Consider the following 14,360-nt stretch of genomic DNA (forward strand, 5'->3'; position numbering starts at 1 on the left):
TACGCGTTGCGTTGTTGTGACGGCACTCACTAGCCTCAATCAAAGGTAAGTGGTTGGAGGCCCAGATGACCGCAGCTTTCGAGGCGAGCACCCCGATCGAGCGACGGATTCTCGCACGCTCGATGGAAATCCTCCGCCGACAGGCGGCTATGGACATGGTCTTCGGTGGTCCGGTACGGCAGGGCGCCGTATCCATGGAGATCACCGACCTCGCCGGCGTCCGGACACGCTCTGCGGTCAATCTCGTGGTGCGCAACGGTGAAGGACTCGGCGGAAAGGCGCTGATGTTGGCCAGACCGGTTTCGGTCGCGGACTACATTTCAGCGCAAGGCATCACCCACGTCTACGACCACGCCGTCCGGCCAGAGGCAATCGAAACCCTCGCGGCCCTACCCATCGTTGTCGATCGTGTTCCTAGAATCCTGATCTACCTTGCTGCGAGAACCCACGTTCGTCTCGGCGACCGCTGGTTCGACAGTTTTGCTCCGTTGGTGAGACGAATCGAGCGTGACATCGCAGTCGAGGACGAAGTGGGTCGGAGATTGAGTCTGATGCGCGCGAGCGCAGAAGCGGAGCGATCATCCCTCACTCGATCTGACATGTTCGACATCGCGAAGGAGCTGACCGATCTCGCAGGCCACATCGAGGATGCCTCGCTCCGTGCGCGAATCGAAGCTGTCGGAAACCGATTCGCGCCGACGCTGATCCCGAGTGCGCCTGTCACCTTGCTCAGGCCTCGTGAAATCGAGGTTCTCGAGTTGGTTGCACGCGGACTGAGCAACCGTGAGGTCGCAGAAACACTCGGGTTGCTCCCCAACACCATCAAGTCCTACCTCAAGAGCACCATGCGCAAGTTGCACGCAAACAACCGGATCCAGGCAGTCTTGGCTGCACGTGAATTGGGGATCGTCAGCTGAACATTCGACCTCGGGTTCACCGCGTTTGCCGCGGGTCCTATGTCGAGCGTCATCGCACCGGCAACCCGTTCTCGGCACGTACCCCCCAAAGGAGTTAGCCGAACGTCGACCTACTTTGGGGGGTGTAGATCGTGCTGTAACCGGACTCACACTGTTCGTCGTACACCAGCCCGCCGCTGGAGAACCAGTGAGCCAAGCGAGCAGGAAAGTCGATGTCCCGTACAACCGTTCCAGGAAATACCCCGGCCACCGACCCCGATGCGTCGTATCGCCATTGCCAGCTGCACCGGCACGACCATCGAGTTCTACGACTTTTTCATCCACGGCAGGGCCGGGGCTCTCCTTCCGGAGATGTTCCAAACCGAGTACCACTACACCGGCGCTGGAATGGCTTACGCAATCGCAGGAGTGATCGGCAGTGGTACCGCACCGATCCTGGCCGCCGAACTGGCCGGACGCTTCGGTGGTGAGGCCGTGGGGTGGATGCTTGCGGCCTTCGGTGCGCTCAGCCTCATCTGCGCCACTTTCCTCCCCGAGACGCGTCAACGCGTCATGGAAAAGCACTGCGAACCAGACCCCGCCGAAAGTCCGCGCTGCCTGAGGCTTCGACGGACAACGGGAAAGACGAAAGGCGAAACTGTGACAAAGACAATCGATGCGTGGATGCAGCACCCGACTCAGCGGTGGCTGGACATGCCCTTCCTGGACTCACTTCGTCGGTGGTCACACGGCACGATTCCAGATACCGAACCACCGGTCTCGTGGACCCTCGACCGTATGGACGAAGCCGGCGTCGAGATCGGCATGCTGAGTGCTTGGCATGGACCGTCAGGAGCACTCATCAGCAACGACGAAGTCGGCGCCGTCGTCAAGAGCCATCCGGACCGCTTCGTCATGGTCGCATCAGCCGATCTGAGTCGACCGATGGACGCGGTGCACGAACTGCGACGATGCGCCGACGAATACGGCGCCGTAGGTCTACGGATCATCCCGTGGCTATGGGGCCTACCACCGGACGATCGCCGCTACTACCCGTTGTACGCGGCGTGTTGTGACCTCGACATCACGTTCTGCACCCAAATCGGCCACACCGGACCACTCTGTCCGTCGGAACCTGGTCGCCCCATCCCGTACCTCGATCACGTAGCACTCGAATTTCCTGAGCTTCGGATAGTGGCAGGCCACATCGGGGTGCCGTGGACCAACGAAGCTATCTCTCTCGCAACGAAATACCCGAACGTCTACATCGACACCTCGGCGTACAAGTCCACGCGCTACCCCACCGAAATCGTGGACTACCTGCGCGGTCACGGCCGACACAAGGTGTTGTTCGGTTCGAATCACCCGGCTTGGCCGGCATCCGACTGCCTCGCCGGAATCGACGCACTCGACCTCGACGAGACAACCCGCGCCGCGTTCCTGCGCAGCAACGCAATCCGCGCTTTCAAACTCCCGTACTGACGGGCGAAACATCCCCAGGATGCGCCAGCAACGCACCGGGATCGCCGGATACCCGTCAAAGACCGTGCGTTGAACGTAGGGCCTGAAAACGGCGTCGGCGCCGGCATCGGCGTCGGCGTCGGCGTCGGCGTCGGCGTCGGCGTCGAACAAATATGAGCCCGTTGCACTCTCATGACTTCCGGTACGTCCTGCGAACCGATGGTCACCAAAATCGTGAAGGAGATTCAATGCTTTCTACCGCTTTTACCCAAACCTTCGGCGTGCGTCATCCGATCGTGCAAGGAGGCATGCAGTGGGTCGGCCGCGCCGAACTCGTTGCTGCAGTTGCGAATGCCGGCGCCTTGGGCATGCTGACCGCTTTGACACAGCCCACACCGGAGGATTTGAGAAAGGAAATCGCTCGTACGCGGGAGCTGACCGACCAACCGTTCGGAGTGAACCTGACCATTCTTCCGGCGATCACGCCGCCGCCGTACGAGGAGTACCGGCAGGTGATCATAGAATCCGGAATCACGATCGTGGAGACGGCCGGATCGAATCCTGCTCCACATCTACCCGATTTTCACGCAGCAGGGATCAAGGTGCTTCACAAGTGCACCAGCGTGCGCCATGCCGTCAAGGCACAGGACGTCGGCGTCGACGGCGTCAGCATCGACGGATTCGAATGTGCCGGCCATCCAGGCGAAGATGATATTCCGGGGTTGATCCTCATTGCAGCAGCAGCCGAGCAGATATCCATCCCCATGGTCGCTTCCGGAGGCTTTGCCGACGGTCGGGGTCTCGTCGCTGCGCTCGCACTCGGCGCCGACGGGATCAACATGGGAACCCGCTTCCTGTGCACGGAAGAGGCCCCCGTTCATCGGGCCGTGAAGGAAGCGATCGTCGCAGCCAAAGAGACTGACACAGAGCTGATTTTCCGTCCATTGCGCAACACTGCCAGAGTCGCCAGCAACACGGTCAGCCGCGAAGTCGTTGATATCCTCAGTCGCGGTGGTCAATTCGAAGATGTTCGTGAACTGGTTGCAGGAGTTCGAGGACGCAGGGTCTTCGAGACAGGCGACCTTGATGCCGGGATTTGGACGGTCGGGACGGCGCAGGGTCTGATCCACGACATTCCAACCGTTGCAGCACTGATCGATCGGATCACAGCCGATGCAACGCATCTGATCGAAGAGCGTCTCCACGGCCTCATTGTCGCTGAGCACGAAGAAGTCGAAGTGCAAACGCTCGATTGATCGATCGGTAAGCCAGGGTCAGCCAGTATCTGCCAACCTCAGGCCATTCTGTACTGATCTATATCAATATCGACCCATTTCGGAGCATATACGCAATCGCTCGGCGTCCTTCCATCGATAGAGTGTCATTCGACATACGAATCGCAATATGTCGCGTGTTCGAATGATGAGTGTGTCTGACACTCAACAGATTCGAACTCTCCGAATCGCCACCATCTGTCGATCCGGCCTTCGGTCGCCCATCTATTTCGATAACCAGGACACCCATACATGACACAATTCGCAGACTCGCAGGGTTACATGGGCCCATTCTCGCGTGACGGGACGTCCAGCATCGCACCGACTCCACCGTGGCACTACGCCGCGGACTTCGTCACGGTGGAGTACTGGTCCAACCCCGCCGCTGTGGAGGCCCTGCTGCCTCCTGGGCTGACCCTTCACCCGGACGAGCAGGGACTGACGACGTTGTCATTCGTCGACTGGCAAGCGTGTACCGACACCGGCGGGGAATTGCTGGATCCGATTCGGGCGCAGTATCGCGAGTGCATCATGCTTGTGAGTGTCGTGTACGAGGGAATTCCGATGCACTACAGCCCATACATCGTGGTCGACCAGGATACGTCGATGGCGCGTGGATGGATCCTCGGATATCCGAAAAAGCTAGGCTCCGTGTGGATCACCAAATCGATGGGGGTCCCGTCGATCGCCTCGCCCAACCTCGCGCCCGGGAACGTCTTTGCCGGGACCGTCGCGGTGAAGGACCGAAGACTGGCCGAAGGAAACGTCCGAATAACCTCGGAAGCCGACGATTCCGCCGTCACCTTCGGCAGCCGTCCGATCGTCGCTCTCCGTCATTTTCCCTCGATGTTCGAAGGTCAACACGACGAACCCGCCGTGTTCGAACTGGTCCGACTTCAGGCCGAGAACGTGATCGCCGGCCCGGTTTGGGAAGGAACGGCGAACCTCAGCATCCTCGAATCACCAACGGAGACCATGAGCGCGCTGCCTCCTGTTCGCGTGGGACGAGGCTGGCGCTACTCACTCGCGATGACCAACCGGTACAACTACCGACTCCGGGACCTTCGAGGTGCCCGCCCAGGCGACTCACAGGAGAACTGATCATGGATTCCGTACAGCTCCAGCGCACCTATCTGGATCTCACCACGCCACATATCGCCGACGCCTGTTTGCGATTGGGCGTTCCCGTGCGTTGTGCTCCACCGAGCATTCGGCCCTTGTGGGCAAACATGCATATGGTCGGCCGAGTAGCACCGGTCCGTCATCACGGCAGTGTCGACGTCTTCCTGGAGGCCATCGAAAGCTCGGAATCCGGCGACGTGTTGATGGTCGACAACGGGGGACGAGAAGATGAGGCTTGCGTCGGAGACCTGGTAGCACTCGAGGCTCAGCGCGCCGACTTGTCGGGCATTGTGATCTGGGGGCTTCACCGGGACACGAGTGAACTGCGAACTATCAGATTGCCGCTGTTCAGCCAGGGCGCATTGCCGACCGGCCCCCAGCGTCTCGACGGCACAGATTCTCGAACCCTCGTTTCCGCACGGTGCGGTCGGCACACCTCGACCGCTCACGATTTCCTGGTCGGTGACGATGACGGAGTGATCTTCGTACCTTTGAATCGCGCCGCAGATGTGGCAGAACTTGCGACCACGATTCGAGACACGGAGCGATACCAGGCTGCGTGCATGCGGCAAGGTACGACCTTCCGTGCGCAGGCACAGTTCGACGAGTTCCTTACCACGCGGAAGGAACAGGAGGACTTCACCTTCCGCGAGCACCTACGATCAATCGGTGGTGCCATCGAGGAATAGTGCGGAAGGATTTTGGCATATATCCACCCTTTGGCCTACTTTCTTCCACCATCCAGATCGATCCGCGCCAATTTTGGGATAATTTCCCAAACGCATCCGGCTAATCTTCTTCTATCAACGGTCTCGAACATGAGTGATCTCCGGGAACCGTGACTGACCAGGATCAATCGGTCGCTCTACGAGCCCCTCATGGTTCATCGATAGTCAACGAGGAGAAGAACTTTGACTTCGAACAGCAAGTCTCGTCCAGTTGCGGTCATCGGAGCGGGCGCCATCGGGCTCTCGCTGGCTTCCGCTTTTGCCCGGGCCGGGCATCCGATCACTGTGTGCGGCGGGCGGGTTCCCTTCGATCGCATCGAGATCGCAGAAAACGGCATCTCCGAATCATGGTCGGTTCGACATGTCACCGAGCCAGGTGAGATCGAGGGGCCCGTCATCGCAATCGTCGCCGTCAAAGCCCATCACACCGAAACCGTTGCCGATTGGCTTCGCGCGGTAGACCATTCGGAATCCAGAGTGTTGGTGGCACAGAACGGCGTCGAACTCTCCGAACGAATCTCGCCGTATATCGCTGCAGCACAGATCGTCCCGAGTGTCGTCTATCTCAACGTCGAACGAACGGCACCTGGACGAGCGGTACTTCGGCGGGTCGGAGATGTAGATCTGGCGTTACCCGAAGGCGAGGCGGGCACGGCCTTGGCGGCCGAGTTACGAGCGGGTCTCATGCGGGCATCAACTGAGACCGATTTGAAGACGGTCGCCTGGTCAAAGCTTCTCACCAACATCACGGCGAATCCGCTGACTGCGTTGACCGGGCGGAGAGCAGATGTAATGCGCGACCCGGAAATCGGGAACATCGCGCGTCAGATCATGCACGAGGCCGTTGTCGTCGGTAGGGCAGACGGCGCGGCGTTGACCGACGAGCACGCGGAGCGCGCTATGCACTGGTTGCAAAGCGTTCCGGAGGGCAGCACCACCTCGATGCGCCAGGATCGACTGGCCGGCCGCCCACTCGAGTACGACGCGCTCACGGGGGCGGTCGTCAGGACTGCGGAACGGCATGGTGTCGACGTCCCCGTCAACCGCTTTGTGCTGGCCCTGGTGGCGGCAATCCAGGCGGAGGAGATCGCGTGAAAATCTCCGCACGCGCGCAGGCAATTGCACCCTTCTACGCGATGGAATTCGGAAAACGCGCTGCTGGATTGGAACTCCAGGGACACCATGTTGTGAAGTTGAGTATCGGTGAACCGGACTTCGGAGCGCCTCCGCCGGTGCTGAAACTGATGCGCGAGATCATGGACGGCCGAGCAATGCCGTATACCGCGTCACTCGGGTTGCCTGCACTGAGGCAATCGATCGCACAGTTCTATCGAGATCAGCACGGAGTCGAGGTCGACCCCGCCCGTGTAGTCGTCACTGCCGGTGCTTCAGCGGCACTGGTGCTCCTCATGGCTGCGCTAGTTGACACTGACGACGAGGTGATGATCGGAGATCCTTCTTACCCGTGCAACCGTCAGATTGCGGAGAGCTTCGGCGCCCGCGTGAATCTCGTACCCGCACCTGCCGAGACCCGATACCAGTTGGACGCGCAAGCGGTGCGGTCGAATTGGACCGAATCCACCAGCGGAATCATGATCGCAACGCCGTCGAATCCAACCGGCACTTCTGTTGCACTGAACGAGTTGGCGTCGATCTGCGAATTCGCACGCGATGCCGGTGCGTGGCGAATCGTCGACGAGATCTACTTGAACCTGAGCGACCATGATGACCGGGGCGCAGCACCGCAGAGCGCGCTGTCCGTCGACCCGGACTGCATTGTGGTGAACAGCTTCTCGAAGTACTTCGGCATGACGGGATGGAGGTTGGGCTGGTGCATCGTTCCCGAAGCCCTGGTTCCTGCAATCGAGCGTCTCGCACAGAACTACTTTCTCTGCCCGTCGTCGCCTGCCCAACATGCGGCACTTGCCTGCTTCACTCCGGAGGCATTGGCCGTGTGCGAGCAACGCCGTATCGAATTCGGGCGCCGTCGAGTTCGGGTCGTCAACGGCTTGAAAGAGATCGGACTGCCGATCCCGGTCGAACCGAACGGCGCGTTCTACGTCTATTTCGACGTAAGTCACACCGGTCTGACCGCATGGGAGTTTTGCGAACGCGCCCTCGACGAGGCACACGTCGCACTGACGCCTGGCACCGACTTCGGTGTACACAGCGCAAAGACGCACGTCCGATTGTCCTACGCCGCACCGATGAGCGAACTCGACGAAGGACTCGCCAGGTTGGGCAAGTTCGTGACTTCGCTCGCGGCGTAGGGATTCTCTGTATCGAGCAACCGTTGCACAGAGCGACCCGGAGGATGAACATCGACTTCATCAGTGTCGAAATCGTATACAAGCTACGCATCATCCGCCGGTTGGACCGTTAGCCATGACATCGAGCACAGAAAGGTTTCGCCATGAGCAATACAGTTGAATCGACAGAGGAGACAAGTCTTCTCGACAGGCCCGCAAGTATCGTCAAACCCGGAGCTGGTGTTCCCGGCCCTCCGGCGGGGCTCAACATCGAGGACGAGCGGCGTCTTCGCAAACGAGAACTTGCGGCGTCACTGCGGTTGTTCGGCAAATTCGGTTTCGGCGAGGGTGTTGCCGGACACATGACCGTTCGCGATCCAGAGTTCCAGGACGAGTTCTGGGTCAATCCTTTCACCATGAGTTTCAAGGCGATTCGCGTCTCCGATCTCATTCGGGTCAATCACGCGGGCCGGGTGGTGGAAGGTGAGGGATCGGTAAACCTTGCCGGCTTCTTCATTCATTCCGAGCTGCACAAGGCTCGTCCGGATGTCGTCGCGGCCTCGCATACTCATTCGATCTACGGCCGGGCGTTGGCCTCACTCGGATTGCCGATCCTTCCCATCAACCAAGATGCAACTGCCTTCTACAACGACCACGCGCTGTACGACTTCTATGGCGGGCCTGCGGGTTACCGTGAAGAAGGCGAACGAATCGCAGCTGCACTGGGAGACGCGAAGGCCGCGGTTCTGCAAAATCACGGACTACTCACAACAGGGCAGTCCGCCGGTGAGGCTGCTTGGTGGTTCATAGCCATGGAGCGGTGTGCGCAGGTGCAACTGACAGCAATGGCAGCCGGAACACCGATCGAGATGGACCACGAGACAGCAACCTTCTCTCACCGCGAGGTCGGATCTGCATTTGCGGGTTGGCTCAGCTTCCGACCTCTGTGGGACGACATCACACGTGAGCATCCGGAGTTACTCACCTAGATCGAAAGTCATTGGCAATATAGGGATCTGACGGCGTCGGTTGCGCACCGAAATCAGTGCGCAACCGGGGACCGCGATCGGACTTTGCGAAGCAATGTAACTGCTGGAAGCGATCTACACAGAGCACATGAACGAGGCACAGTCTCCTATCGGGAGTTTCCGAGATCGCTCCTCGACGGCAGTCACTGTGGGAGGATGATGTTCATGGACGCGGTCGACAGAGAAATTCTCACCGAGCTCCAACAGAACGGTCGTCTCACTGTCACGGAACTCGCGGAGCGGGTCCGCATCAGTGTTTCGCCCTGCCATCGTCGCCTCCGCGCGCTGGAACAGGCAGGCGTGATAAGTGGCTATCGCGCGGAACTCAACGCGAGTGCTTTGGGATTGAACTTTCATTCGCTTGTATTCGTCACGATGTTGAATGCAGACCGCGGTACCCTCGACGCTTTCGAGGACTCCGTCGTCGATATCCCCAATGTCATACTTGCGCAACGCCTCTTCGGTGATCCGGACTATCTTCTGCGCATCGTCGCCCGAGACTTGCCGGCGTTTCAGAAGTTGTACGACACGCGACTCGCTTCGCTGCCCGGGGTTGCTCGCCTCAGCTCGACCCTCGTGATGAAAAGTGTGGTCGACAGTCGATCGCTACCGCTCTGACGGGCCCCTAGCGCAGGAATGCATCGAGATCTCCGGTCGCATCGATCAGACACTCGATACCTACCTTTGGGGGTACGACCTTGCCTGAATGTGACGCCACTCACTAGCCTTCGAGACAGAGGCACGGAAGCCGACACGATTTTGTCGATACTCCATCGGACTCGCCCTTGAAAGCGGTAGGTGATCTTCCGAGGAGTCGATCCGAACTGACAAGAAGAGAACCGATGATCAACGCTGAATCTTTGGATCTGCGCGTCGAGCGCCACCTGAAGGGACGCCTCGAGCAACTCCGACGCGCCAGCGGGTTGCCGGTCCTGCTGGCGGGCACAGCTACACCTGGAGTAGGAGGCCGGCGATTGCGGATCACCACACTCTCAGGCACCTTCGGACGTGGACTTCTCGGTTTGGAACTCGCTGCAGGCCAAGGGGTTGGCGGTATCGTCGTGTCCCGAGCGACCCCTTGCCGTGTGGACAACTACGCAACGGACAGGTCGATTACTCACGAATTCGACCACATAATCCTCGGCGAAGAGAGAATACACTCGATGTTCGCGTTACCCGTCGTGGTGGACGGCACGGTTCGCGGCGTATTCTACGGCGCAACACGTGAACGCAGACAGATCGGTGATGTCGCGTTATGTGCTGCGGGACGCGTTGCTGCTTTGACGGCAAAGGATCTCGAGCGTTTGCAGACAACTGATGAACACCCCGCCGACGAGGCGCCTCGCCGACCCATTGTGAACTTCGCTCGGATCGACCGAGCTGTGAACGAACTCAGGTCGCTTACGGACACTGTGTCCGACAGTGTAGTTCGTGGCCGACTCACCCAGATCATCGACGATCTCGGCGTAGCCTCTCGCCGCCCGACCCGTGGACCTGAGCGGGTGACGGTCACGCGACGCGAACTGGAGACCTTGCGCCTGGTAGAACTCGGCGCAAGTAATCTCGTCATCGCAGAGCAATTGGGTCTGAGCATCCAAACTGTCAAGGCTTACATGAGTTCGGCAATGCGGAAGCTCGATGCGCAAAACCGTACCTCAGCGGTGCACAAGGCCCGGGCCGAAGGCTTGCTCTGATCTCGGCCGAATGTCTTGCGCCCGTGGGTGCCTGGTCGAATGTCGGCTCCTTCCGTCCAATGAATGTGCTCTCACACGAATACCAACTTTTGCGTGTAGTAACCCACGCACTCCTCGTCGTAACGTCACCCTGGTTCGACCACCGAGTGCCGCTGTGAATGCGTTCTCGCGGAATCATTCTGCCCGACAAGGGCTCCGTGACGGTGATCGAGAGCAGTTGACCGATCACGAATGATCGGGCCATGCGCATCGACAGAGGAGTTGAGCAATGCCAGTCAAGGAAGAAAACGATGGTGACGTCACCATTCTGACAATCGAGCGGCCGGAAGCGCACAACGCGGTGAATGCGGAGACAGCCGTCGCACTGGCGTCGGCCATTCAACGGTTCGGCCGAAATGACGAGTCCAACGTTCTGGTACTTACCGGCAGTGGGTCCACCTCGTTCTGCGCCGGCGCCGATTTGAAGGACATTCCGCGTCTGCTCGCGAACGCAGAGTTCTGTGACTCGGTCGGGCCGATGGGCTTCGCCAAGCTGGACCCGGGAAAAGTCACGATCGCGGCTGTCAACGGATACTGCTTTGCTGGTGGACTCGAGCTCGCTGCATGGTGCGATTTCCGGATCGCTGACGAGCAAGCTGAGTTCGGCGCACTGAATCGGCGTTGGGGGGTGCCGTTCTTCGATGGAGGAACGCTGCGACTGCCGCGGATCGTGGGTTTGAGCAATGCTCTGTGGATGATGGAATCGGGGGCTCGATTCGACGCCACACGAGCTCGTGAGATCGGATTCGTCCAAGACGTTGTCCCAACTGGTGAGGCGCTACCGCGCGCCGTCGATCTCGCACACCACATCGCGCGATATCCGCAAGAAAGTCTTCGGGCTGATCGTCGGTCCATACTCGCATCGGGCGGGTACAGGACCGATGAGGGTTTAGCACTCGAAGATGACTACCGTCGCTCCTCGCTCGACAATCCGGAGGTGATGGAACGCCTCGAGGCCTTCGCCCGTGGTGAGCGCCCCGAGTCGCCCAGACCCGCATGACGGTTGCCTGTTGACGCTGAAAGCACTACCGCAGTAGTCGAATACACAACCGAGAGCATCGCACTTCCTGAGTGCCGACGAGGAGATTCTGATGATTGATCGAACTGCAATGTACATCGACGGCACGTGGACATCAGGTAGCACCGACACGATTCCCGTGGAGAACCCCGCCACCGAGGAAGTCATCGGTGCGGTAGCCGACGGAACGGCAGCGGATGCCGATCGAGCGGTTTGTGCCGCCCGCAACGCCTTCCCTGGTTGGGCTGCGACCTCACGCGCGGAACGGGCGAGGTTGTTGAGCAGGTTGTCCGAGGGGCTCGAGAAGCGGGCAACGGAGATTGCAGAAGCGATCGCAACCGACGTCGGTACACCCATGAGAATCGCCAGTCGGATTCAAGCTGCTCTGCCCCTGACGGATATCCGAAGCTACATCGACTTGCTCGGCGAACAAGCGCATGAGGAAACGATCGGCAACTCGCTCATAGTGAGGGAGCCGGCAGGTGTTGTCGCAGCGATCACGCCATGGAACTACCCACTGCATCAGATTGCGTGCAAGATTGCACCGGCCTTGGCTGCTGGATGCACCGTCGTCGTCAAGCCCAGCGAGGTGGCTCCGATGGCTGTCTACCTGTTGTTCGACGCGATTCACGAAGCCGGTTTTCCCCCTGGCGTGGTGAATCTGATCAGTGGATACGGGCCGGTGATCGGTGAAGCCTTGGTCACCCATCCGGAAGTGGACGTGGTTTCGTTCACGGGATCCGTCCGTGGCGGCGCCCGCGTCGCCGAACTCGCTTCTCGGTCGATCAAGCGTGTGACGTTGGAGCTGGGCGGCAAGTCGGCAAATGTCATCCTCGACGACGCCGATATCGCAACCGCAGTGAAAGTTGGTGTGTCGAACGCCTTCCTCAATGCCGGACAAACGTGCACGGCTTGGACCCGGATGCTCGTCCCCGCGGATCGCCACGAAGAAGCAGTCGAGTTGGCAAAGGCGGCCGCCGAGGGCTTCTCTCCGGGTGATCCACTCGATCCTGAAACCAAGCTCGGACCACTGGTCTCACGAAATCAACGTGACCAAGTCCTCGACTTCATCAAGAAGGGTATCGACGGCGGCGCTCGCCTCGTAACCGGAGGCTTGGCCGCGCCCGACGGACTAGGCCGTGGATACTTCGTACGTCCGACCGTATTCGCCGACGTAGACCCCGATTCGGTCATTGCGCAGGAAGAAATCTTCGGGCCCGTGCTTTCTATCATTCCGTACAAGGACGAGACCGAAGCGCTTGCTATAGCCAACAACTCGTCGTTCGGTCTGCACGGCGCAGTGTGGTCCGCCGACCGAGTCCGAGCACTCGCTTTCGCGCGTCAGGTACGCACGGGACAGATCGATATCAACGGCGGTGCCTTCAACCCGCTGGCCCCCTTCGGCGGTTACAAGAAATCGGGAGTGGGTCGCGAACTCGGTCGCCTCGGGTTGGACGAGTTCCTCGAGACGAAGTCGATCCAGCTTTGAACGCCGTCGAACCTGGAGTTCGCATCACCGTCGAAGGGCACTCGGGCAGAACCACACTAAACCGTCCACGCGCACTCAATGCCCTCGATCACGGAATGGTTCGCACCATCGGAGAAACACTGGGCGAGTGGGAGAATGACAGTCGCATTCGTACAGTGATACTCGACGGCAGCGGTGAGCGCGGCCTTTGCGCCGGCAGCGACATCAGATCGATCTACGACGATGCTCAGACCGGTGGTACGGCTTCACTCGAGTTCTGGCGTGACGAGTATCGGCTGAATGCGCAGATCGCGCGATTCTCGAAGGAATTCGTCGCAGTGATGGACGGGCTCGTTATCGGAGGTGGGGTAGGCCTGTCCGCTCACGGTTCCATTCGAATCGTCACCGAACGCACCCGAATCAGCATGCCCGAGACAAGTATCGGATTCACTCCCGACGTCGGTAGCAGCTACCTGTTGTCCCGCTCACCTGGCGAGCTAGGCACCCACGCTGCGCTGACCGCGGGAAGTCTAGGCGGCTCTGACGCAATCCATTTCGGATTGGCCGACTACTACGTCCCAAGCAAGAAGCTGCCTGCTCTCATGATTGCACTCGCGACCTTGCCAGCCGATTCCGCTGTGACATCGTTCGCCGAATCTCCGCCCGAAAGTCCGCTTGCGTCCGAGAGAATATGGATAGACCCGTGCTTCCGCGCAGATGATGTCGAAGAGATTGTGTACAGACTTCAAGCGAGTACTGCAGGTGACAAGGCAAATTCGGCTGCCGCCAAGGTGTTGGCCAACTCGCCTACGGCACTCAAGGTAACACTGCGTGCATTGCGATCGGCACGCGAACTATCGCTCGAGGCCGCCATCGAACAGGAATACCGAATGGCCGCAGCAGGCCTGAGTTCCGCCGACTTCGTCGAAGGTATTCGAGCGCAGATCATTGACAGAGATCACCACCCTCAATGGTCGCCTGCAACGCTCGAAGAAGTCGACGAACAGCTGGTCGATCGATACTTCAGTGTTCCGGAACTTGGCGATCTCGGGCTCCCACCTGCTCAGAATTAGACCACGTTTCTCCTGACCACCAGATGACTCACGCCTTCACTGACAGATAAAGTGTCAACGAAGGCGTGAGTTTTCGCGATACACGAGATTTCACGGTCTCGTGGCCTGCGGCTGCTCACCAATGTGCGCACAACTCTGTGTTCCGATCCTCGAAACTTGCGTTCGAATACCAACTTTCAGGTGTAGCGGATCTGTGACCCGAGTCATACCGTTCTCGACATCGTCCATTCGGACCGAACTGTTCAGGAGGACACTGTGAGCGCACCACCCACCCCTGTCGACAACGGAGGCATCCCGACCATTCCGCAGC

General features: G+C 59.6%; 13 protein-coding genes. All 13 read left to right on the forward strand.

Annotated features, from left to right (window positions below):
- Positions 1 to 65: 65 nt before the first annotated feature.
- The 13 genes from G8767_RS08890 (at position 66) to G8767_RS08955 (ending at position 14,050) form a co-directional block, all read left to right on the forward strand.
- Complete coding sequence (locus tag G8767_RS08890; RefSeq protein ID WP_166809904.1) at positions 66 to 917, forward strand: LuxR C-terminal-related transcriptional regulator; 852 nt, start codon at positions 66 to 68, stop codon at positions 915 to 917.
- A 663-nt stretch (positions 918 to 1,580) separates the two neighbouring features.
- Positions 1,581 to 2,378: an amidohydrolase family protein gene (locus G8767_RS08900; RefSeq protein WP_240952079.1), complete on the forward strand. Its 798-nt coding sequence runs from the start codon at positions 1,581 to 1,583 to the stop codon at positions 2,376 to 2,378.
- 227 nt (positions 2,379 to 2,605) lie between these two features.
- Positions 2,606 to 3,613: a nitronate monooxygenase gene (locus G8767_RS08905; protein WP_166809905.1), complete on the forward strand. Its 1,008-nt coding sequence runs from the start codon at positions 2,606 to 2,608 to the stop codon at positions 3,611 to 3,613.
- 270 nt (positions 3,614 to 3,883) lie between these two features.
- Positions 3,884 to 4,732: an acetoacetate decarboxylase family protein gene (locus G8767_RS08910; RefSeq protein ID WP_166809906.1), complete on the forward strand. Its 849-nt coding sequence runs from the start codon at positions 3,884 to 3,886 to the stop codon at positions 4,730 to 4,732.
- Positions 4,733 to 4,734: 2 nt separating this feature from the next.
- Entirely contained in the window at positions 4,735 to 5,442 is a 708-nt protein-coding gene (locus tag G8767_RS08915) for an RraA family protein (protein ID WP_166809907.1), read from the forward strand.
- 222 nt (positions 5,443 to 5,664) lie between these two features.
- Positions 5,665 to 6,576, forward strand: coding sequence for a 2-dehydropantoate 2-reductase (locus G8767_RS08920; RefSeq protein ID WP_166809908.1), 912 nt, complete (start codon positions 5,665 to 5,667; stop codon positions 6,574 to 6,576).
- Positions 6,573 to 7,751: a pyridoxal phosphate-dependent aminotransferase gene (locus tag G8767_RS08925; protein ID WP_166809909.1), complete on the forward strand. Its 1,179-nt coding sequence runs from the start codon at positions 6,573 to 6,575 to the stop codon at positions 7,749 to 7,751. The genes G8767_RS08920 and G8767_RS08925 overlap by 4 nt, the downstream gene beginning before the upstream one ends.
- Before the next feature lie 143 nt (positions 7,752 to 7,894).
- Positions 7,895 to 8,719, forward strand: a complete 825-nt coding sequence (locus G8767_RS08930) for a class II aldolase/adducin family protein (RefSeq protein WP_166809910.1) — start codon at positions 7,895 to 7,897, stop codon at positions 8,717 to 8,719.
- 204 nt (positions 8,720 to 8,923) lie between these two features.
- Positions 8,924 to 9,376: an Lrp/AsnC family transcriptional regulator gene (locus tag G8767_RS08935; RefSeq protein WP_124567959.1), complete on the forward strand. Its 453-nt coding sequence runs from the start codon at positions 8,924 to 8,926 to the stop codon at positions 9,374 to 9,376.
- A gap of 224 nt (positions 9,377 to 9,600) precedes the next feature.
- Positions 9,601 to 10,452, forward strand: a complete 852-nt coding sequence (locus G8767_RS08940; RefSeq protein ID WP_124567958.1) for a LuxR C-terminal-related transcriptional regulator — start codon at positions 9,601 to 9,603, stop codon at positions 10,450 to 10,452.
- Between the two features lie 268 nt (positions 10,453 to 10,720).
- Entirely contained in the window at positions 10,721 to 11,491 is a 771-nt protein-coding gene (locus tag G8767_RS08945; RefSeq protein ID WP_124567957.1) for an enoyl-CoA hydratase-related protein, read from the forward strand.
- 91 nt (positions 11,492 to 11,582) lie between these two features.
- Positions 11,583 to 12,998, forward strand: a complete 1,416-nt coding sequence (locus tag G8767_RS08950; protein WP_166809911.1) for an aldehyde dehydrogenase family protein — start codon at positions 11,583 to 11,585, stop codon at positions 12,996 to 12,998.
- Entirely contained in the window at positions 12,995 to 14,050 is a 1,056-nt protein-coding gene (locus G8767_RS08955) for an enoyl-CoA hydratase/isomerase family protein (protein WP_206029126.1), read from the forward strand. Before G8767_RS08950 ends, G8767_RS08955 begins: the two co-directional genes overlap by 4 nt.
- Positions 14,051 to 14,360: the final 310 nt, after the last annotated feature.

This window comes from Rhodococcus sp. IC4_135, assembly GCF_011602025.1.
GTDB lineage: Bacteria > Actinomycetota > Actinomycetes > Mycobacteriales > Mycobacteriaceae > Rhodococcus_F > Rhodococcus_F baikonurensis.

Bases quoted from the DNA above. Each gene is read 5' to 3' on its own strand.
- G8767_RS08890 (WP_166809904.1), top strand. From the start codon at position 66: ATGACCGCAGCTTTCGAGGCGAGCACCCCGATCGAGCGACGGATTCTC.
- G8767_RS08900 (WP_240952079.1), top strand. From the start codon at position 1,581: ATGCAGCACCCGACTCAGCGGTGGCTGGACATGCCCTTCCTGGACTCA.
- G8767_RS08905 (WP_166809905.1), top strand. From the start codon at position 2,606: ATGCTTTCTACCGCTTTTACCCAAACCTTCGGCGTGCGTCATCCGATC.
- G8767_RS08910 (WP_166809906.1), top strand. From the start codon at position 3,884: ATGACACAATTCGCAGACTCGCAGGGTTACATGGGCCCATTCTCGCGT.
- G8767_RS08915 (WP_166809907.1), top strand. From the start codon at position 4,735: ATGGATTCCGTACAGCTCCAGCGCACCTATCTGGATCTCACCACGCCA.
- G8767_RS08930 (WP_166809910.1), top strand. From the start codon at position 7,895: ATGAGCAATACAGTTGAATCGACAGAGGAGACAAGTCTTCTCGACAGG.
- G8767_RS08935 (WP_124567959.1), top strand. From the start codon at position 8,924: ATGGACGCGGTCGACAGAGAAATTCTCACCGAGCTCCAACAGAACGGT.
- G8767_RS08940 (WP_124567958.1), top strand. From the start codon at position 9,601: ATGATCAACGCTGAATCTTTGGATCTGCGCGTCGAGCGCCACCTGAAG.
- G8767_RS08945 (WP_124567957.1), top strand. From the start codon at position 10,721: ATGCCAGTCAAGGAAGAAAACGATGGTGACGTCACCATTCTGACAATC.
- G8767_RS08950 (WP_166809911.1), top strand. From the start codon at position 11,583: ATGATTGATCGAACTGCAATGTACATCGACGGCACGTGGACATCAGGT.